The sequence below is a fragment of the Rhodococcus sp. K11/5 genome (assembly GCF_055193735.1).
The window spans coordinates 2090494-2109886 of sequence record NZ_CM143721.1 but is presented as its reverse complement, the minus strand read 5'-3'; the positions used below and the strand labels follow the sequence as shown (position 1 = coordinate 2109886).

Annotated in this window: 23 protein-coding genes and 1 tRNA gene; 7 read left to right on the top strand and 17 right to left on the bottom strand. The window is 67.1% G+C overall.

Annotation, left to right across the window (positions count from 1 at the left end; all coding sequences use genetic code 11):
* Genes ACY466_RS10125 through ACY466_RS10115 form a run of 3 tightly spaced genes read left to right on the top strand, consistent with a single transcriptional unit; the run spans window position 1 to window position 2865 of the window.
* A complete protein-coding gene (locus ACY466_RS10125) occupies window positions 1-990 on the top strand; it encodes a branched-chain amino acid ABC transporter permease (protein WP_463252051.1) in 990 nt (329 codons plus the stop codon).
* 52 nt (window positions 991-1042) lie between these two features.
* Complete coding sequence (locus tag ACY466_RS10120; protein WP_463252214.1) at window positions 1043-2050, top strand: ABC transporter ATP-binding protein; 1008 nt, start codon at window positions 1043-1045, stop codon at window positions 2048-2050.
* Complete coding sequence (locus ACY466_RS10115) at window positions 2050-2865, top strand: ABC transporter ATP-binding protein (protein ID WP_463252050.1); 816 nt, start codon at window positions 2050-2052, stop codon at window positions 2863-2865. The genes ACY466_RS10120 and ACY466_RS10115 overlap by 1 nt, the downstream gene beginning before the upstream one ends.
* Window positions 2866-3009: 144 nt before the next feature.
* Here the strand turns inward: ACY466_RS10115 and ACY466_RS10110 are convergent, their stop codons facing one another.
* Window positions 3010-4341, bottom strand: a complete 1332-nt coding sequence (locus ACY466_RS10110; protein ID WP_463252049.1) for an ABC transporter substrate-binding protein — start codon at window positions 4339-4341, stop codon at window positions 3010-3012.
* Window positions 4342-4533: 192 nt separating this feature from the next.
* Window positions 4534-5127: an ANTAR domain-containing response regulator gene (locus ACY466_RS10105; protein ID WP_463252048.1), complete on the bottom strand. Its 594-nt coding sequence runs from the start codon at window positions 5125-5127 to the stop codon at window positions 4534-4536.
* 144 nt (window positions 5128-5271) lie between these two features.
* On the opposite strand from ACY466_RS10105, the gene ACY466_RS10100 reads away from it, so the two are divergent.
* Together ACY466_RS10100 and ACY466_RS10095 are read left to right on the top strand one after the other, a co-directional pair.
* Window positions 5272-5345: transfer RNA gene (locus ACY466_RS10100), tRNA-Leu, on the top strand.
* A gap of 58 nt (window positions 5346-5403) precedes the next feature.
* A complete protein-coding gene (locus tag ACY466_RS10095) occupies window positions 5404-5583 on the top strand; it encodes a hypothetical protein (RefSeq protein ID WP_463252047.1) in 180 nt (59 codons plus the stop codon).
* 58 nt (window positions 5584-5641) lie between these two features.
* On the opposite strand, the gene ACY466_RS10090 is transcribed toward ACY466_RS10095, so the two are convergent.
* Both ACY466_RS10090 and ACY466_RS10085 read right to left on the bottom strand, forming a co-directional pair.
* A complete protein-coding gene (locus ACY466_RS10090) occupies window positions 5642-6067 on the bottom strand; it encodes a M78 family metallopeptidase domain-containing protein (RefSeq protein WP_463252046.1) in 426 nt (141 codons plus the stop codon).
* Between the two features lie 38 nt (window positions 6068-6105).
* Window positions 6106-6501, bottom strand: coding sequence for a helix-turn-helix domain-containing protein (locus ACY466_RS10085; protein ID WP_463252045.1), 396 nt, complete (start codon window positions 6499-6501; stop codon window positions 6106-6108).
* A 124-nt stretch (window positions 6502-6625) separates the two neighbouring features.
* Between ACY466_RS10085 and ACY466_RS10080 the strand changes: the two genes are divergently transcribed.
* On the top strand, window positions 6626-6892 hold the full coding sequence (locus ACY466_RS10080) for a helix-turn-helix domain-containing protein (protein WP_463252044.1): 267 nt from the start codon (window positions 6626-6628) through the stop codon (window positions 6890-6892).
* On the opposite strand, the gene ACY466_RS10075 is transcribed toward ACY466_RS10080, so the two are convergent.
* The 9 genes from ACY466_RS10075 to ACY466_RS10035 all read right to left on the bottom strand — a co-directional run bounded on the left by ACY466_RS10075 (window position 6856) and on the right by ACY466_RS10035 (window position 16100).
* A complete protein-coding gene (locus ACY466_RS10075; RefSeq protein ID WP_463252213.1) occupies window positions 6856-7737 on the bottom strand; it encodes an acyl-CoA thioesterase in 882 nt (293 codons plus the stop codon). The two genes, ACY466_RS10080 and ACY466_RS10075, sit on opposite strands and share 37 nt — an antisense overlap.
* Window positions 7738-7779: 42 nt before the next feature.
* Window positions 7780-9198 (bottom strand): pyruvate kinase, encoded by a 1419-nt coding sequence (gene pyk, locus ACY466_RS10070; protein WP_463252043.1) that lies wholly within the window; start codon window positions 9196-9198, stop codon window positions 7780-7782.
* A gap of 86 nt (window positions 9199-9284) precedes the next feature.
* Window positions 9285-9839, bottom strand: a complete 555-nt coding sequence (locus ACY466_RS10065; RefSeq protein WP_463252042.1) for a hypothetical protein — start codon at window positions 9837-9839, stop codon at window positions 9285-9287.
* Complete coding sequence (gene lgt, locus ACY466_RS10060) at window positions 9823-10839, bottom strand: prolipoprotein diacylglyceryl transferase (RefSeq protein WP_463252041.1); 1017 nt, start codon at window positions 10837-10839, stop codon at window positions 9823-9825. Before lgt ends, ACY466_RS10065 begins: the two co-directional genes overlap by 17 nt.
* Entirely contained in the window at window positions 10836-11645 is an 810-nt protein-coding gene (gene trpA / locus ACY466_RS10055; RefSeq protein WP_463252212.1) for a tryptophan synthase subunit alpha, read from the bottom strand. The genes lgt and trpA overlap by 4 nt, the downstream gene beginning before the upstream one ends.
* Before the next feature lie 17 nt (window positions 11646-11662).
* Window positions 11663-12922, bottom strand: coding sequence for a tryptophan synthase subunit beta (gene trpB / locus ACY466_RS10050; RefSeq protein WP_463252040.1), 1260 nt, complete (start codon window positions 12920-12922; stop codon window positions 11663-11665).
* A gap of 34 nt (window positions 12923-12956) precedes the next feature.
* A complete protein-coding gene (gene trpC, locus ACY466_RS10045; protein WP_463252039.1) occupies window positions 12957-13766 on the bottom strand; it encodes an indole-3-glycerol phosphate synthase TrpC in 810 nt (269 codons plus the stop codon).
* 136 nt (window positions 13767-13902) lie between these two features.
* The gene (locus ACY466_RS10040) at window positions 13903-14577 is read right to left on the bottom strand and encodes a TIGR02234 family membrane protein (protein ID WP_463252038.1); all 675 of its coding nucleotides are present in this window, start codon (window positions 14575-14577) and stop codon (window positions 13903-13905) included.
* Window positions 14574-16100 (bottom strand): anthranilate synthase component I, encoded by a 1527-nt coding sequence (locus ACY466_RS10035; RefSeq protein WP_463252037.1) that lies wholly within the window; start codon window positions 16098-16100, stop codon window positions 14574-14576. The genes ACY466_RS10040 and ACY466_RS10035 overlap by 4 nt, the downstream gene beginning before the upstream one ends.
* A 72-nt stretch (window positions 16101-16172) precedes the next feature.
* Here ACY466_RS10035 and ACY466_RS10030 point away from each other — a divergent pair, with 72 nt between their 5' ends.
* On the top strand, window positions 16173-16739 hold the full coding sequence (locus ACY466_RS10030) for a MarR family winged helix-turn-helix transcriptional regulator (protein ID WP_463252036.1): 567 nt from the start codon (window positions 16173-16175) through the stop codon (window positions 16737-16739).
* On the opposite strand, the gene hisI is transcribed toward ACY466_RS10030, so the two are convergent.
* The 4 genes from hisI to priA are packed head-to-tail and all read right to left on the bottom strand — an operon-like array spanning window position 16661 to window position 19387.
* Window positions 16661-17050: a phosphoribosyl-AMP cyclohydrolase gene (gene hisI / locus ACY466_RS10025; RefSeq protein WP_463252035.1), complete on the bottom strand. Its 390-nt coding sequence runs from the start codon at window positions 17048-17050 to the stop codon at window positions 16661-16663. The genes ACY466_RS10030 and hisI overlap by 79 nt on opposite strands.
* On the bottom strand, window positions 17047-17820 hold the full coding sequence (gene hisF, locus ACY466_RS10020; RefSeq protein ID WP_463252034.1) for an imidazole glycerol phosphate synthase subunit HisF: 774 nt from the start codon (window positions 17818-17820) through the stop codon (window positions 17047-17049). Before hisF ends, hisI begins: the two co-directional genes overlap by 4 nt.
* A complete protein-coding gene (locus ACY466_RS10015) occupies window positions 17817-18638 on the bottom strand; it encodes an inositol monophosphatase family protein (protein ID WP_463252033.1) in 822 nt (273 codons plus the stop codon). The genes hisF and ACY466_RS10015 overlap by 4 nt, the downstream gene beginning before the upstream one ends.
* Window positions 18635-19387: a bifunctional 1-(5-phosphoribosyl)-5-((5-phosphoribosylamino)methylideneamino)imidazole-4-carboxamide isomerase/phosphoribosylanthranilate isomerase PriA gene (gene priA, locus ACY466_RS10010; protein ID WP_463252032.1), complete on the bottom strand. Its 753-nt coding sequence runs from the start codon at window positions 19385-19387 to the stop codon at window positions 18635-18637. The genes ACY466_RS10015 and priA overlap by 4 nt, the downstream gene beginning before the upstream one ends.
* Between the last annotated feature and the right edge of the window lie 6 nt (window positions 19388-19393).

Here is a 19393-nt window from a genome sequence, read left to right as displayed (position 1 = left end):
GTGGACATTCTCGGAGCACTCCAGGTTTCCCTCGCTCAACTCGTCGGCCCATCCGCGATCTTCTACGCGCTGCTCGCCATCGGCCTGAACCTGCACTTCGGCTACGCCGGACTGCTCAACTTCGGTCAGATCGGCTTCGCCCTGCTCGGCGGCTACGGCGTGGGCATCATGACGATCACCTACGAACAGCCGCTGTGGCTCGGCATTCTGGTCGGTCTCGGCGCTGCCGGCCTGTTGGCGCTGGTGCTCGGCATTCCCACACTGCGCCTCCGGGCCGACTATCTGGCCATCGTGACGATCGCCGCATCGGAAATCCTCCGCTTGGTGTTCAGATCCACGGCCAGCGACTCCGTGACGGCATCGACGAACGGCCTCTTCGGGTTCGCCGACCCGTTCACTTCGCTCAGCCCCTTCGATTCGGGCAAGCAATACGACTTCGTCGGTGTGAAGTTCTACGGCGACGATCTGTGGGCGATGGTCGTCGGTTGGTCGCTGGTGCTCATCCTGTGCGGGGTCGTCTATCTTCTCACTCACAGCCCGTGGGGACGCGTCCTCAAGGCCGTTCGTGAGGACGAGGACGCCGCTCGGTCCCTGGGCAAGAACGTCTTCGTCTACAAGATGCAGGCGCTCGTCCTCGGTGGCGTGATCGGCGGAATGGGCGGTGTCTTCAACGCTCTGCAGACCAAGTCGATCAACCCGGACTTCTACTCGACGGCGCAGACGTTCTTCGCCTTCGGAGCCCTGATTCTGGGCGGCGCGGCCACGGTTTTCGGACCCGTCGTCGGAGCCATGCTGTTCTGGTTCCTGCTCTCGATCCCGGATGCGATTCTGCGTCAGGCAATCTCGGGACCCGATCCACTGCTCAACCTCACCGAGCAACAGGTCGGTGCCACCCGTTTCGTCCTCCTGGGAATTCTGATCGCCCTCTTGATGGTGTTCAGACCTCAGGGCATTCTCGGCAACAAGCGAGAGGTTCAGCTCAATGCCTGACGCGAAGAACACGCCGAACAAGAACCCCAGCACACTGGAATCCCGTGCGGCCATGGCGCTCGACGCCGATCAACGTGCCGCGCTGTTCGCCGGGGTGGCCGGTGAACCCGGCTCGGCGAAGCCCGATCCGACGCTCGTCGTCGACGGTATCTCGCGCACGTTCGGCGGTCTCAAGGCCGTCGACGTGGCGCACCTGGAGATCCAACGCGGCTGCATCACCGGGCTCATCGGCCCCAACGGCGCCGGCAAGACCACCTTGTTCAACCTGTTGACCGGATTCGATCGGCCGGACACCGGAACCTGGTCGATGGACGGTCAGGAACTGGGCAAGATGCATCCGCATCAGGTCGCCCGCAAAGGCGTGGTGAGGACGTTCCAGCTGACCAAGGCACTGTCGAAGCTGACCGTTCTCGACAACGTTCGACTCGGTGCGACCGGGCAGCGCGGTGAACGAATACTGAACACCTTTCTACCGTGGACGTGGAAGGCTCAAGAGCAGGAAGTGACCGAACGTGCGAAAGAACTGCTCGCACGTTTCAAGCTCGACGCCAAGGCCGACGACCTCGCCGGTTCACTGTCCGGTGGACAGCGCAAACTGCTCGAGATGGCCCGCGCGCTCATGACCGACCCGTCCGTGGTGATGCTCGACGAGCCGATGGCCGGCGTCAATCCCGCACTGACGCAATCTCTTCTGGGACACATCAAGTCCCTGCGCGACGACGGGATGACGGTGGTGTTCGTCGAGCACGACATGGACGTCATCCGAGACATCAGCGACTGGGTCGTCGTGATGGCTCAGGGCAGCGTGATCGCCGAGTCCACACCGGAGGAACTGTCCAACAACGGGGCCGTCGTCGATGCGTACCTCGGCAGCCATCACGATCAGGCGCTCGAATTCGACGCCGACGGCAATCCGATCGGTGCGACGGCAGACCTGGCCGAGGCGCTGAAGAAAGCCGAGGTCGAGGAGCTCGCGGCCGGTGGCGATCTGTCGGAACCTGAGTTCGTCAAGCCCGACACCACCGACGGTGGATCCCACCGGGCCAAGGAGGTCAACTGATGAGTGAACCGACCACCGAGAAGCAGCAACTGACACCCGCGGAGTTCGCGGCCACTCCCGGGGAGCATGCTCGGCTCGCCGAGGGTGCCCTACTGCGCGCCGACGGCCTGGTCGCCGGCTACATCCCCGGTGTGAACATCCTCAGCGAATGCAACTTCTTCCTCAACGACGGCGAGATCGTCGGCATCATCGGACCCAACGGCGCAGGGAAGTCGACCCTGCTCAAGGCTCTGTTCGGTCTGGTCACGGTCCGAGAGGGCAGCGTCCAGCTGCGCGGCGACACGATCACCTCCGCCGAAGCGCACGTCCTGGTCACCAAAGGTGTGGGATACGTCCCGCAGACGCAGAACGTGTTCCCGTCGTTGACCATCGAGGAAAACCTCGAAATGGGAATCTATCTGCGACCGAAGAAGTTCCAGGAACGCTTCGACTTCGTCTCCGAACTCTTCCCCCTGCTCTCCGAACGACGCAAGGTGAAGGCCGGGGCTCTCTCGGGCGGCGAGCGACAGATGGTCGCGATGGGCCGAGCCCTCATGATGGAACCCTCGGTACTGCTCCTCGACGAGCCGTCTGCCGGCCTCTCGCCGATGTTCCAGGACGAGGTGTTCATCCGCTGCAAGAAGATCAACGCGGCCGGCGTCTCGATCATCATGGTCGAGCAGAACGCCAGGCGGTGCCTGCAGATCTGCGACCGAGGTTACGTTCTCGATCAGGGACGCAATGCCTACACCGACACGGGACCGGCTCTGATGAACGACCCCAAGGTGATCGAGCTCTACCTCGGCACTCTGGCGGGCAGCAAAGAGAAGAAGTAGCGACACGTCGACACACGAAACCCCGGTTCGGATCACTCCGAACCGGGGTTTTTCGCGCGGCTCGCTACACGAGCCCCGCCGGCCCGACGACGAAGGCCCGGGTCCGTTCTCGGACCCAGGCCTTCGTGTTCGGACGTCTACCGATCACTCACCGACGACGATGTAGCCGTCCGTGGTGAGGGTGTTGTCCGGTCCGAAGACCAGGTTGCCGTACGAACCGGTCGCAGGCTCGCCCGCGTCACTGAAGTTCAGCTCACCGGTGACACCGTCGTAATCGATGTCGGTGCCGGCTTGCAACAGCGGGAGGCACTCCTCGAACGAGGTGCACTTCTCGCCGTCCTTGGTGACACTGTTGATGTTCGCGGCAATGTCCACGCCTGCAGTCGATCCGGCCTGAATTGCTGCCAGTGCAGGAATCACGACCGCATCGTAGGACTCACCCGCGTAGTTGAAGTCGACGAGCGCAGGATCGACGGTCTGCAGTCGCTCCTGGAACTCGGTGCCGACGTCGGTGAGCGGCGTGGTTCCTCGCATCCCTTCGAGCAGGCCGGGAGCCACCGACTCGCCGAGGGCGTTACCCATGTTGCCGTCGACACCGTAGACGAGCGTGCCGTCCGAGGGCCCGATTCCGAGCTCGTTCATGCGGGTGATGATGCGCGCCGACTCGTCGAAGCCGATCACGGCTACGGCGTCGGGTGCGAAGTTGTTCACGTCGTCGATCTCGGCGTTGTACGACTGCGCGTTGGGGTCGTAGATGATGGTCTGGAGCTGATCGGACGGGATGCCCGCAGCTTCGAGATTCTCGACCGTGTTGTTCGCCAGTCCCGTTCCGTACGGGTCGTTCAGGGCGAGGATGGAGACGCGCTGAGCGCCGTCCTGTGCGATCAGGTCGGCCAGAGCCTGTGCCTGCAGCACATCGGTGGGTGCGGTACGGAAGTACAGCCCACTGTCCGGGTAGCAGACGAACTGGTCGGAGGTGTTCGCCGGCGAGATCATGACGACGCCTGCGCTGGTGATCTTGTCGATGACCTGCAGTGAGACGGCCGAGGACGCGGCGCCGACGATGACGTCCGCGCCACCCGCGAGCAATCGGTCGACCGTGGTGTTGGCGGTGTCGGTGGTGGTGTCGCCGGAGTCACCCGGAATGAGCGTGACCGGCTGATCCAGGACCCCTCCCGCAGCGTTGATGTCGTTGACGGCGAGCTGGACCCCCGCCACCTCGGGCGGTCCCAGGAATGCGAGGCTGCCGGTGTTGGGCAGCAAGGATCCGACGACCAGTGGGTCGGTGACGGGAGTGTCCCCCGCAGTGGCTTGTTCGGGTTCGCAGTCGGTGACGACCTCTTCGGCCGTTGCCGAGGTTCCGGCGGCGCTGTCGTCGCCGCCGGAACTCGAATCCTCGCCCGAAGAACAGCCGAACAGGGCGAGCGACGCGACGCTCACCAATGCAGCCGTTCGAACGATGGTTCGTCTTGCCATCAATGGTCTCCTCGAGATCTGTGCGACGCGAATTCGATACCGCGCCGCTCTGTGAGGGAGACCGTAGCGCTCCGACGGCGTTCGCGAACCGCCGAACAGGGCCTGTGACCTTACTGTGACGTGGAATCGATCAGTTTTAACAAAGCAACGGCGGACGGCACGTTCTCGAAGTCCGACGACAACGGTCAGATGTCAGCGCGGCGGTTGTTCGAGAGTCTCGATGACGACCGTCGCGACCGCCTTCATGGTGGTGCGTCGATCCATCGCCGCACGCTGGATCCACCCGAATGCGTCCGGCTCGGAGAGCGATTGCGATGTCATCAGCAGACCCTTCGCTCGATCGATCAGCTTGCGGGTGACCAGCCGGTCCTGCAGATCGGCGACGTCGCGTTCGAGCAGGGACATTTCGGCGAATCGGCTCGCCGCCAATTCCACCGCCGGAACCAGATCGGCCTTGGTGAACGGCTTGACCAGATAGGCCATCGCACCCGCGTCGCGGGCGCGCTCGACCAGGTCGCGTTGGCTGAACGCCGTCAGGATCACCACCGGCGCAATGCGTTCCGACGCGATCTCCGATGCGGCATCGATCCCGTCGCGCCGCGGCATCTTCACGTCCATGATCACCAGATCGGGGGTGAGCGCGCGGGCGAGGTCGACGGCCTGCTGTCCGTCCGCGGCTTCGCCCACGACGTCGTATCCCTCTTCGCGGAGCATCTCGACGAGGTCGAGGCGAATGAGGGATTCGTCCTCCGCGACCACGACCCGACGCGGTACCGGCGTGTTCATCGACTTCGACTCTCCTTCTCGGCGGTCCGGGGGATGACGGGCCCGGTGCGCGTACCCGGTTCGTGCCGAAAGGGTACCGGTGGTGGAGTCGGCGCACCGATCTTCTACACTCGGCAACCGCACCTGCCGCATGCGGCCGGTCACGCCCTCGTATCCCAATTGGCAGAGGAAACGGATTCAAAACCCGTCCAGTGTGAGTTCGAGTCTCACCGAGGGCACTCCCCCACACAGCCGGTGCCGACGACCCGTCGCACCGACAGGCCTACAGTCGAGTGCATGTACATCCCCAGCAAACTCCGGTGTCACGACACCGGCGCCGGCACCCTGTGTGCGCAACGCGTCGAGCATCGATTCGAGGCGTCCGCCGAGGATCCGGGTGTGCATTGGGTGTACTACCGATGCAGCGCGAATTCGGCTCACGTCACGGGGTACGAGGATCGAGTCGTCACCGACTGACTCTTCGCCGACGGCACCGATGCCGCGTGCTTCGTGATCGCGATCGGACTTCGGTGGATCACCCCCCGTACTCGCCGATGACGCGTCCGAGAACGTCACGCTCGGCGGCGGTGAGGCCGTTCAGCCGGGCGCGGATCACCGTTTCGTCCACCCAGAGTTCGTCCGCCAACTCGGACACGGAACCCGTACGAACCCAGCGCAGAGCGTCGCTCAGCTGGGCCAGGGAGACGAGTCGGCGTGCGGCTGTCGCCTCCACCGCCGCTTCTTCCCGAGTACGGGCGCGAGCGTCGCCGACCGGCATGCCGCGATCGAGGTGCACCAACTCGTGGGCGAGCGTCGACCGTCGGCCGGCCTGGCCCAGCCGACGGTCCAGCCAGATGCGGCTGCCCATCAGGGCGCCGTCGAGTCCGTCGAGTGTGTGGCGACAGACGATGGTCACGTCCGCTCTGCCTCCGGCATCCCGCCACGGGTCGTACCGCGTCATCGTCACAGTGTGTCGATGACCGCCGACATCCGAGGCGGTCAGCGCTCGGTGGAGCTCGTACGGGCGGCGTGCAGTTCGGTGGTCGGCGGCGGGGCGTCGTCGACGGTCCGAGGCGCCTCCATGCGGCGCCGGATGGCCGTCAGCAACTCGTCGTCGGTCAGCGCGTCGGCACTCGCCGCGAGTTCGATCGACGCGTCCACCTCGGTGGGGCGCAGGTAGCGAGCCACGACGAGCGCCTCCACCGGATTGCGACCGAAGTGGCGCGCCACCGCGATCACCCGGTCGGCGCTGGGTGTGTTCTTGCCCAGCTTCCACCGCGAGACGGACGCCGGGTCCACCCCCGCTGCTTTGGCTATCTCCACCTGCGACGCTCGATCCGTGACGCGGTTCAGGTACTCCCACCACGTCTCCCCCACCCCGGACGTTTCACCCATGGCGCGAACACTACTGACATCCACGCAATCCGACACACCGCCCCGGCGTTGCCTCACCGCTATTGCGTGTGTACCTTCACTGTCGTGTGCGCAATGAGCGTGCACATCGAATCGGGGGGTTTCGATGGCAGCACTGATCTTGAACCGCGACGGACTCGAGCGCCTGCGCCGGTGGTCCGACATCACCACGGACTGCGAGCTGGCGGCACGCATCGGAGTCGATCCCGCCACCGTGTCCCGCGTTCTCAGCGGAAAGTGCAGTCCCGGAACCAAATTCATCGCCGGCGTCGTGGCGGAGTTCGGCTCCGATCGATTCGGCGATCTCTTCGTCGTCGCGCCGGACGACGATGCATGTCACCTCGACGGGAAGTGGCGGATCAGACCTTCCTGAACCACGGTGGCCACGAGCTCACCCGTGCGAGCGAAGAACCGACCGGTCGCCAAACCGCGCGAACCCGCCGCCACGGGTGACTCGGTGGCATAGAGCATCCACTCGTCGAACCGGAACGGGCGGTGGAACCAGATGGAGTGGTTCACGGTCGCCGCTACGATGCGGTCGAACCCCCACGACAGACCGTGCGTGGTGATGATCGAATCGAGAACGGTGGTGTCCGAGGCGTACCCCAGCGTGGCCACGTGCAGGTTCGGGTCGTCCGGCAGAGGACCATCGGACCTCATCCACACCCGGTTGTGGTTCGACCTCTCCCCGGTGCCTTTCATGATCCACGCGGGATCGTTCGCGTAGCGCATGTCGATGGGCTTGAGAGCGTCGACGAACATACGCAGACGTTCCTCGTACCCGTCGAAGTGGTTGCCGAGCGGCGGCAGTTCCTCCGGGTACTCGACCTCCGGCAACTCGACGCTGTGTTCGAGGCCGTCCCGGAAATCCTGGAACGCCGCCAACATCACGAACAGTTCCCGGCCGTCCTGCATCGCCGTCACCTGACGGTTGGCGAACGCGCGGCCGTCGCGATGCCGGTCCACTCGGTACTCGATGTCTCGCTTGACATCCCCGCCTCGGATGAAGTGTGCGTTGATCGCGTGGACCGGCCGTGAACCGGCCACCGTGCGGCCCGCGGCGATCAGCGCCTGCGACACGAGCTGTCCGCCGAAGGTACGGCTCTCGACCTGCGCCGGATGACGCCCGACGAAGGTGTCGTCCCCGGTCTGCTGCAGGTCCAGAATGTCGAGCAAGGTCGTCAGATCACGGGAACGGCCGGCCGCCCCCGTCGCGATCGGTGAACTCCCCTCACCGATCGCGCCCCCCGCGGTGTTCACTCAGCGATCCTCTTCTCCGATTCGGTGCACGTGGATCAAGTTGGTGGAGCCTACCGTGCCCGGAGGGGCACCGGCGACGATGACCACCTGATCACCGCGGTTGTATCGATCGAGCTCGAGAAGCGATTTGTCGACCTCGCGGACCATACCGTCGGTGGTGTCGACGAACGGGACCAGGAACGTCTCGGTACCCCAGGTCAGAGCGAGCTGGCTGCGTACCTCCGGCAGCGACGTGAACGCGAGGAGCGGCAACCGTGAGTGCAACCGCGCCATGCGCCGTACGGTGTCCCCGGACTGGGTGAAGGCGACCAGGGCACGGGCGTCGAGCCGCTCGCCGATGTCACGCGCCGCGTAGGAGATCACGCCACGCTTGGTGCGGGGAACGTGGGTGAGCGCCGGTACGGGATCGCCGTCGGTCTCGACGGTTTCCACGATGCGCGCCATCGTGCGCACGGTTTCCATGACGAACTGTCCCACCGATGTCTCACCGGACAGCATGACCGCGTCGGTCCCGTCGAGCACGGCGTTCGCCACGTCGGACGCTTCGGCGCGCGTGGGGCGGGAGTTCTCGATCATCGACTCCAGCATCTGCGTCGCGACGATGACGGGCTTCGCGTTGGCGCGAGCGATCTGGATGGCGCGCTTCTGCACCAGCGGAACCTGCTCCAACGGCAGTTCCACGCCGAGATCACCGCGGGCGACCATCACCGCGTCGAACGCGAGGACGATGGCCTCGAGGTTGTCCACCGCTTCCGGCTTCTCGATCTTGGCGATGACCGGCACACGCCGACCGACCCGATCCATGACCGAGTGCACGAGTTCGACGTCCGCGGGCGACCGCACGAACGAGAGCGCGATGAAATCGACACCCAGGGCGAGGGCGAACTCGAGATCCGCCGTGTCCTTCTCCGACATCGCGGGAACCGACACGTCCATGCCCGGCAGCGAGACACCCTTGTTGTTGCTGACCGGGCCACCCTCGGTCACCCGGCACAGCACGTCGTTGCCCTCGACCCCGGTGACGACCAGCCCTACCTTGCCGTCGTCGACCAGCAGCCGGTCGCCTTCCTTGGCGTCCTGCGCGAGTTCCTTGTACGTGGTGGACACCCGGTCGTGGCTGCCCTCGCATTCCTCCACCGTGATCCGAACGAGTTCGCCGTTCGCCCACGTGGTCTTGCCTTCTTTGAAACGTCCCAGGCGAATTTTCGGTCCCTGGAGATCGGCGAGGATGCCGACGGCCTTACCGGTCGCGTTCGATGCCGCGCGCACTCGGTTGTAGTTGGCTTCGTGGTCGGGGTAATCGCCGTGACTGAAATTCAGCCGCGCCACGTCCATCCCGCTCTCGACGAGCTCCTTGATTCGCTCGTCACTTGCTGTTGCAGGTCCCAGGGTGCATACGATCTTCGTCCGTCGGCTCACGGGGCAAGCCTAGTCGCTGAGACCGGCGATCGCGCCCATGAACCCCCCTACTTTGTCCTGACAAGTGAACTACTGGTGAGTAGCTTTCACGGACGCAGCAACCGACCCGCGTGGTCGCGCAGACGGCCGGTCAGCATCCGGATTCCGTCGACCAGGGCCCACACCCAGACCCCGGCCACCAGGGTCGCTCCCGGCACCGTGCCCACGGACGTCAGCACCAGCACCACCCCGACGACGAAGATCGCGACCTGAGCGGCGGCGACCCGCGTGTGTCCCATGACGAATCGGCCCAGTCCGAGGGGTAGTGCCAGAAGCAGCGGACCCAGCTGCAACGCACCCGCCAATCTCCTGGACGTCGGGCCGAAGGGTTCGTCCGTGACCGGGTCGCGGCCCATCGGCGAGGCGGAGTCGACGGTCCGGCGCGGGGCCCGCGATGCCTTCCGCGGGGACTCGGACGCAGGTGTCAGCGGTCGCGCGTCGGGGGCGGGATACGCCGGAAAGGCACCCGAGCCCGGGCCCTCGCCGAAACTGGCGTTCGTGTTCCAGCCCGGCCCGGACCCTCCCGCGGGAGGGACCCCGTCCGCAGGACCGTAATCCGAGCCGCGCTCGGTCCATTCCGTCGAATCAGAGGGTCCGGTCACGACCCTCACCGTCCGTGGTCGACGCGATCCCGTCCACCGTCGTCACACCGTCGGTGGTGCCCGACGACACGACCGTCGAATCGTCCCGGTCGTCCTCGGGGTGGTCCTCGGAATCGTCGTCGTCCTCGGCGTCGGACCGCGACCTCAGCGACGCCGGGTCCTCACGGCCCTTGCGCGCCAGCACCACGTAGGCCAGCGCAAGAAGGAACACGATGCCCGAGGTGAAGGAGTTGACGCGGATGCCCGCGATCTCGTTCGCGAAGTCGCTGCGCATCAACTCGATGACGAACCGCCCCGCGCAGTACCCCGCGACGTACAGCGCGAACAGGCGGCCGTGGCCGATGCGGAAGCGACGGTCGAGGACCACGAGGACACCGACGATCACCACGTTCCAGAGGAGTTCGTACAGGAACGTCGGGTGCACGACCCGCTCGACGACCCCGTTGGACACCCCGGCGAGGGTGTCGACGCGGCCGTCCGCGTCGACACGTTGATAGATCTCGAGTCCCCAGGGAACCGTGGTCTCGCGGCCGTAGAGTTCCTGGTTGAAGTAGTTGCCGATGCGGCCGATCGCCTGCGCGAGCAGGATGCCCGGAGCCACGGCGTCGCCGAAAGCCGGGAGGGGAATGCCACGTCGGCGGCAGGCGATCCACGCTCCGACACCGCCGAGGAAGACCGCTCCCCAGATCCCGAGGCCGCCCTGCCAGATCTTGAGGGCATCGACCGGGTTGCCGCCCTCGCCGAAGTACGTGGGCGCGTCGGTGATGACGTGGTAGATCCGACCACCGATCAGACCGAACGGGACGGCCCACACCGCGACGTCGAGGACGGTGCCCTTGTCTCCCCCGCGGGCCACCCACCGCCGATCGCCCCAGACGATGGCGACGACGATGCCCAGGATGATGAACAGTGCGTACGCACGCAGTGCGAACGGACCGACGTACCAGACTCCCTGGGGCGGGCTGGGCAGATACGCGAGCAGGGCGGTGTCGGCGGTCACGAGGTCACGGTAGCGGAGCGGACACCGTCGGCGAGTTCGGCGGTGAGAGCCGCCACCGCAGCGATACCGGAGTCCACGGCCGTCACCAGAGCCGATCCGACGATCACGGCGTCGGCGTACGCGGCGATCTCCGCCGCCTGGGCGCCGGATCGCACACCGAGCCCGATGCCGATGGGGATGTCGGAGTGGATTCGGATGCGGGACACCAGTTCGGGGGCGGCCGACGACACGGACGCGCGAGCTCCGGTGACGCCCATCGTCGACGCCGCGTAGACGAACCCACTGCTCGACTGCACCGTGCGCGAGAGCCGCTCGTCGGTGGACGACGGGGCGACGAGGAAGATCCGGTCGAGGTCGTGATCCTGCGACGACGTCATCCATTCCTGAGCTTCGTCGGGAATGAGATCCGGCGTGATCATGCCCAGGCCACCCGCCGCTTCGAGTTCGGTGGCGAACTTCTCGACACCGAACTTCAACACCGGATTCCAGTAGGTCATGACGACTGCCTTGCCGCCGGCATCGGTGATCGCCTCGACCACACGGAACACGTCGTGCACCCGCGCGCCGTTCGCCAGAGCCGTACCGGCCGCGGCGGCGATGGTCGGGCCGTCCATCACCGGATCGGAGTAGGGAATGCCGACCTCGATGATGTCGCACCCGGATTCGACCATCGCGCGGACGGCCTCGATCGATCCGTCCACGGTGGGAAAGCCGGCCGGAAGGTAACCGACCAGCGCGGCGCGCTTCTCCGCGCGAGTGGCCTCGAACACCGGCGCGAGACGTGACGGGCCCTGCTCGACGGGAATGGGAACGACGGGAGTGCTCACTGGATGTTTCCCTTCTCGTCCAGGATGCCGAACCACTTCGCGGCCGTGTCGACGTCCTTGTCACCGCGGCCGGACAGGTTGACCAGAATGACCGCGCCCTCCCCCAGTTCCTTGCCCAGGGTCAGAGCGCCGGCGATCGCGTGCGCCGACTCGATGGCGGGAATGATGCCCTCGGTCTTGCTCAGCAGCGTGAACGCTTCCATCGCCTGCGTGTCGGTGATGGGCCGGTACTCCGCGCGACCGATGTCGTTCAGGTAGGAGTGCTCGGGTCCGACGCCGGGGTAGTCCAGGCCTGCGGAGATGGAGTGCGAGTCGACGGTCTGGCCGTCCGCGTCCTGGAGCAGGTACGAGAACGCGCCGTGCAGGGCACCCGGCGAACCGGCACCGATGGTGGCGGCGTGTCGGCCGGTTTCGATGCCGTCACCGGCCGCCTCCAGCCCGATCAGACGCACGTCGGCGTCGTCGATGAACGCGTGGAAGATGCCGATGGCGTTCGACCCACCCCCGACGCACGCCGCGATGGCGTCGGGAAGTCGGCCCAGGCTGTCGAGAACCTGCGCGCGCGCCTCCATACCGATGATGCGCTGGAAGTCACGCACCATCATGGGGAACGGGTGCGGACCGGCGACGGTGCCGAAGCAGTAGTAGGTGGCGTCGGCGTTGGTGACCCAGTCGCGCAACGCCTCGTTGATGGCGTCCTTGAGGGTGCGCGAGCCGGAGGTCACCGCGACGACCTCGGAGCCGAGCAACTTCATCCGCGCGACGTTCAACGCCTGCCGCTCGGTGTCCACCTCACCCATGTAGACGAGGCACTCGAGTCCGAGCAGAGCACACGCGGTCGCCGTGGCGACGCCGTGCTGGCCGGCTCCGGTCTCGGCGATGACGCGCGTCTTGCCCATCCGCTTCGCGAGCAGGACCTGCCCCAGCACGTTGTTGATCTTGTGCGAACCGGTGTGATTCAGGTCCTCGCGCTTGAGGAGGATGCGCGCTCCGCCCGCGTGGGCCGACAGGTTCGCGGCCTCGAACACCGGCGAGGGCCGCCCGGTGTAGTCGCGTTGCAGCCGATCGAGTTCGTCGAGGAACGTGCGGTCACCGCGGGCCTTGTCGTACGCCGCGGTGACTTCCTCGATGACCCCCATCAGGGCCTCGGGAACGTACCGGCCACCGTACTTTCCGAAGTGACCGCCGATGTCGGGGTCGTGTGTCGTCCGCTCGGTGATGCCGTCGCTGGAGTTCGGAAGCTTCGTGGTACTCACACCTCGAGTCTGCCCGACGACGTCGGGCGACGGTTCAGCGGGCCGGTTTGGGGCAGGACGGGTGCGTACCGGCGGTGACCAGGTCACGTACGGCCGATCGCGGGTCGCCGCTGGTCACCAGACCCTCGCCGACGAGTACCGCGTCGGCACCCGCTCCGGCGTAGGCGAGGAGATCCGCCGTACCGCGCACGCCCGACTCCGCGACACGAATCACAGTGGAGGGCAGACCCGGTGCGATCCGAGAGAACGTGTCCGGGTCGACGTCGAGAGTCTTGAGGTTCCGGGCGTTCACCCCGATGACCTTGGCGCCGGCCTCGAGCGCGCGGTCCGCCTCCTCTTCGGTGTGCACCTCGACGAGAGGAGTCATTCCAAGAGACTCGGTGCGGTCGAGCAGAGAGACCAGGGCATCCTGCGGCAGTGCCGCCACGATGAGAAGAACCATGTCCGCGCCGTGCGCGCGAGCCTCGTGGATCTGGTACGGGCCGACGATGAAGTCCTTGCGCAGCACCGGAATTCCCACGGCGCGCCGGACGGCGACGAGATCGTCGAGCGAGCCCCGGAACCGGCGCTCCTCGGTCAGCACGCTGATCACGCGGGCGCCGCCGGCCTCGTAGGCGGCGGCGAGGTCCGCAGGATCGGCGATGTCCGCGAGCGCGCCCTTGGAGGGACTGGCCCGCTTGACCTCGGCGATGACCGCGATGCCGGGTTCGATGAGTGCGGCGGCCGCGTCGAGGGCGGGCCGGGCCTTGGCCGCGGCGGCCTTCACGGACGCGAAGTCCACGACGGATTCGCGCGCTTCGGCATCGGCGCGCGCTCCGTCGACAATCGAGTCGAGAACTGTCATCGTCGTCGCCCCCGCATCCTTTCGTCGAGCAGCGGACGAAAGTGGTGTTCGTCCGATTGGCACAGCGTAGAGGGGCGTCGGGTCCGGTTCCTCGGCGGGTGCCCGAGCACCCGCATCGGCACGGACGTTGCGCAGGTCACGAACCCCGCGGTTCGGTTCCGCCCGACGAATCGTCGCGTGGGGAGCCGTCCGCGTCCGAAGGGACCGTGGGATCGACGCCCGAATCGAGCGCATCCCACAACGCACGTTCGCTGACGTCGGCGTCGTCGACGGAGGCGGTCAGTGCCTCGCGCTCGGCCTTCTCGCGCCGGACGGCCGGACTGTCGTACTTCGACGACAATCCCGTACGGGTGGTGGTCGAACGAAGGATCACCAGCGCGGCGAGCAGCGCGAGCACGGCGCCGAGCAGCGCCAGCGCGGCGGGAGCGCGGGAGACCGCGATCGCGACGACCTCGGCGCGGCCGGGAAGCTCCGCGAGAGCGGCGCCGCGGTCCGCTTCGGCCCCACCGACGATGAGCTGCACCGCGGGGATCGCGGCACCGAGACCCACCAGAGCCACCAGAATCGCCAACAGAATCGACCACCGGCCGCGGATGGCGAACAGGGCGGCCACGGCGGCGATCGCGGCGATCGCGAGGGGGGTGGTGGCCGCGGCCCAGGTACCGCCGACGATCGCCGTGTCCTGCTCGACTCCCAGACCGTCGAAACTGGTCACCGAGACCCAGGTCATCCGCGACGACGACCACAGCGCGACGGCCGCGAGCGCCAACAGAACGGCCGCGGTCCCGACGGTCCGGCGCTCCCGCGTCATCGGTCCGACCCCACGGGCGTGACGGTCTCGGCGGCGGCGACCGCGCCGAGCACGGCCATCGCCTTGTTGCGCGCCTCGGTGTCCTCGTACTCGGCGACCGAGTCCGCGACGACACCCGCGCCGGCCTGCACGTAGGCGGTGCCGTTCTTCATCAGTGCCGACCGGATGCAGATCGCGGTGTCCGCGTCGCCCGCGAAATCGAGGTACCCGACGATGCCGCCGTACACCCCGCGCCGCGTCGGCTCGAGCTCGTCGATCAGTTCCATGGCACGGACCTTCGGTGCCCCGGACAGAGTCCCGGCGGGGAAGCACGCCTTCACCGCGTCGAGCGCCTGTTGTCCGTCGTCGAGTCGCCCGGTCACGGTGGACACCAGATGCATCACGTGGCTGTACCGCTCGATGTGTCGGTAGTCGGTCACCTTGACCGTGCCGGGCTCGCACACCCGCCCCAGATCGTTTCGGCCGAGATCCACGAGCATGAGGTGTTCGGAATTCTCCTTCTCGTCCGCCAGCAGATCCTTCTCGAGCAGGATGTCGTCCTCCTCACTGGCTCCGCGCCACCGAGTGCCGGCGATGGGATGCGTGGTGGCGATGCCGTCGGCGACGGTGACCAGCGCTTCCGGACTCGATCCGACGATCGAGAACGCCGTCTCGCCGTCGTCCCCCGGCACGTGCATCAGATACATGTACGGACTCGGGTTGGACGCGCGAAGCATCCGGTAGACCTCGATGGGGGCGGCGTCGGTGTCCATCTCGAAGCGCTGCGAGAGCACCACCTGGAACGCCTCACCCGCCTCGATCTCCTCGACGAGCCGACGCACGTCCGCGCCGTACCCCTCGGTGGTGCGCTGGCGGCGGAAATCCGGAGCCGGTCGCGCGAAGGAGGACACCGTCGACCGTGCCGGGGTCGCGAGTGCGTCGGTCATCCGGTCGAGCCTGGTCACGGCGTCGTCGTACGCCTCGTCGACCCGATCGTCGGTTCCGTTCCAGTTCACCGCGTTCGCGATCAGGGTGATCGCTCCCTCGTGATGATCGACCGCGGCCAGGTCGGTCGCGAGCATCATCACCATCTCCGGGATCTGCAGGTCGTCGGTGGTGGTGTCGGGCAGTCGCTCGATGTGACGCACCGCGTCGTACCCCAGGTACCCCACCATGCCGCCGGTCAGCGGCGGCAGATCGGGAAGCCGCTCGGATCGCAGCAGTTCCAGCGTCGCGCCCAGGGCGTCGAGCGGATTCCCTCCCGACGGAGCTCCGATCGGCGCGTCACCCAGCCATGCCGCACGACCGTCACGCACCGTCAATGCCGTGGGGCTACCCGCGCCGATGAACGACCACCGCGACCACGACCGCCCGTTCTCCGCCGATTCGAGAAGAAACGTCCCCGGTCGGTCGTCGGCCAGTTTGCGATACGCGGACAGCGGAGTCTCGGAATCGGCGAGCACCTTGCGGACGACGGGGACGACCCGGTGTTCGGCCGCCAGCGCGCGGAACTGTTCACGAGTGGTGGTGCCGTCGGAATGCATCGGTCCATCATCCCGGGTAGGCGGAGTCGACTCCGCGAGGGCCACACCGACGGTGGGTGAAAGACTGACGACATGCGCGACGCGGAACCGAACGATCGGTGGCTGTCCCCCGGGCAGCAGGACGCCTGGCGGGCGCTCGTCGCCATCACGACACGGCTGCCGGCAGCGCTCGACACCCAGTTGCAACGGGACTCCGGCCTGACTCACTTCGACTACTTCGTTCTGGCGATGTTGTCCGAAGCCCCCGATCATCGCCTTCGCCTTCGCGAGCTGGCCCGCGTGGCCAACGCGTCGCTGTCCCGGTTGTCGCACGTGATGACCAAGCTCGAGAAGGCGGGGTGGGCGCGACGCGAGAACATCCCCGGCTCTCGCGGTTCACACGCGGTGTTGACCGACGCCGGACTCGAGCGTGTCGTCGCCACCGCCCCCGGTCACGTCGACACCGTTCGTGCGCTGGTGTTCGACGGTCTCGACGACGCCCAGGTGCAGACCCTGATGGAACTCGGAACCGTGATGGTGACGAACCTCGACGCCGCGATCGCTCGCGGCGAGTCCGCGCGTCAGTCCGAGAGCGGTGGGTCCGCGAGCGGTGCGTCGGACGGCTCGGACAAGAGCACGTCGGCGTCGAAACAGGAGTGATCGCCGGTGTGGCAGGCCCCGCCGATCTGATCGACGGTGAGCAACACCGTGTCGCCGTCGCAGTCGAGCCGAACCTCGTGCACGTACTGCGTGTGACCCGAGGTCTCCCCCTTCACCCAGTACTCGCTCCGCGAGCGTGACCAGTACGTTCCCTTGCGCGTGGCCAGGGTCATCGCCAGTGCGGTGTCGTCCATCCACGCGACCATGAGGACGTCACCGGTGCTCTTCTCGCGAGCCACCGCGCACACCAGACCGTCGTCGGTGCGCTTGAGGCGCGCCGCGATCGCGGGATCCAGTTCCGAGACACTCACCGAACCTCGACCCCTGTTCGACGCAGTGCGCCCTTGACCTCGCCGATCGTCATCTCCCCGAAGTGGAACACGCTCGCCGCGAGGACGGCGTCCGCCCCCGCACGGACGGCGGGTGCGAAGTGGTCGACCGCGCCCGCGCCGCCGCTGGCGATGACCGGGACCGCGACCGCAGCGCGCACGGCGGTGATCATGGCGATGTCGAAGCCCGCCTTCGTCCCGTCGGCGTCCATCGAGTTCAGCAGGATCTCGCCGACGCCCAGTTCGGCGCCGCGGCGGGCCCACTCGACGGCGTCGATTCCGGTTCCGCGGCGGCCACCGTGGGTGGTCACCTCCCAGCCCGACGCCGTGGCCGTCTCTCCCTCGGGCACGGTTCGAGCGTCGACGGACAGCACGATGCACTGCGAACCGAAGCGAGAACTCAACTCGCGCAGCAACTCCGGTCGCGCGATGGCCGCGGTGTTGATACTCACCTTGTCCGCGCCGGCCCGCAGGAGGGCGTCGACGTCGACGACACTGCGCACCCCACCGCCCACGGTCAGGGGGATGAAGACCTGTTCGGCGGTGCGGGTGACGACATCGAGCATCGTGGCCCGCCCACCCGAGGACGCGGTGACGTCCAGGAACGTCAACTCGTCGGCTCCGTCCGCGTCGTACTTGGCCGCCAACTCCACCGGGTCACCCGCGTCGCGCAGACCCCGGAAGTTCACCCCCTTCACCACGCGCCCGGCGTCGACGTCCAGGCACGGAATCACGCGTACGGCAACGCTCACGGCGCCAACCCTTCCGCCTCGTAGTTCAGAATCGCGAGAAGCTCCGAGTGCACTCCGGGCGCCGCGGCCAGCACGGATGTCGAGGACACGGTCCACGGCGCTCCCGCCAGATCCGTGACCACTCCTCCGCCCGCGCGAACCAGCATCGCGCCCGCTGCGTTGTCCCACGGGTGATGTCCGAAGACCACGGAGCCCCCGAGCACCCCGGCCGCGGTGAAGGCCAGATCGAGGCCGGTCGAGCCGTGCATGCGGATCCGCGACGACACCCGACTGATGTCGGAGAGGACCCGCACGCGGTACTCACCGGGGATCCGGCCGCGACTGTCGACGTTGAACGCGCCGAATCCGACGATCGAGTCGGCCAACGCGGTGGGAGTCAGAGCGGGGAGAACCTCGTCACCACGGTGAACCGGCCCCCCGTCGACCGCCCAGTACCGCTGCCCGAACAGCGGCAACCAGGTCAACCCGATCACCGGTACGCCGTCGACGAGCAGGGCCAGAAGTGTTCCCGCCGTGGGCAGTCCGTACGAATAGTTGAAAGTTCCGTCGATGGGGTCGAGCACCCACACCGTCCCCGACTCCACGGAGGGACCGCCGAACTCCTCACCGTGCACCGGGATCGACGTTCGGTCGGCCAGTTCGGCGGTCAGGCGACGCTCGAGTTCGAGGTCCACCTCGGTGGCGAAATCGTTGCCCACCTTCGCCACCGCGCTCGGCGCACCGACGCCGGCGACGAAGCGATCGTGCACCCCGTCGAGGAGGTCGCGCGCCGTCGCGGCGAGCGCGTCGAGATCCAGGTTCGACGCCGTCTCGCTCACGATGCGGCCGGAGCGCTGCCCGCGACCGCGGCCAATGCATCGGGAAGGGTGAACTGGCCGGCGTAGAGGGCCTTTCCGACGATCGCCCCCTCGACACCCCGGTCGGTCAACGCGGCGATGGCCAACAGGTCGTCGATGGTCGACACGCCACCCGACGCGACGACGGGGGCGTCGGTGGCCGCGCAGACCTGCTCGAGCAGTTCGAGATTGGGGCCGGTGAGGGTGCCGTCGCGGCCGACGTCGGTCACGACGTAGCGCGAACATCCGTCGCGATCGAGCCGCGCGAGAACCTCCCAGAGGTCACCACCGTCGCTGACCCATCCGCGGCCGCGGACACGGTGCTCGCCGTCGACGATGCGGACGTCGAGACCCACGGCGATCCGATCGCCGTATTCGCCGATCGCGCGCTTGCACCACTCGGGATTCTCGAGTGCCGCGGTCCCGAGGTTGACTCGCGCGCATCCGGTGGCCAGAGCGGCGCGAAGGCTGTCGTCGTCGCGAATGCCGCCGGACAGTTCCACCGCCACGTCGAGCTCACCGACGACTGCCGCGACGAGGTCTCGGTTGGAGCCGCGACCGAAGGCCGCGTCCAGATCGACCAGATGCACCCACTCGGCGCCGTCGTTCTGCCACGACAGGGCGGCGTCCCGGGGAGAACCGTAGGCGGTCTCGCTGCCGGCCTCCCCTTGGACCAGGCGAACGGCCAGGCCGTCGGCGACATCGACAGCGGGAAGAAGTACCAGGCTCACGGGCGT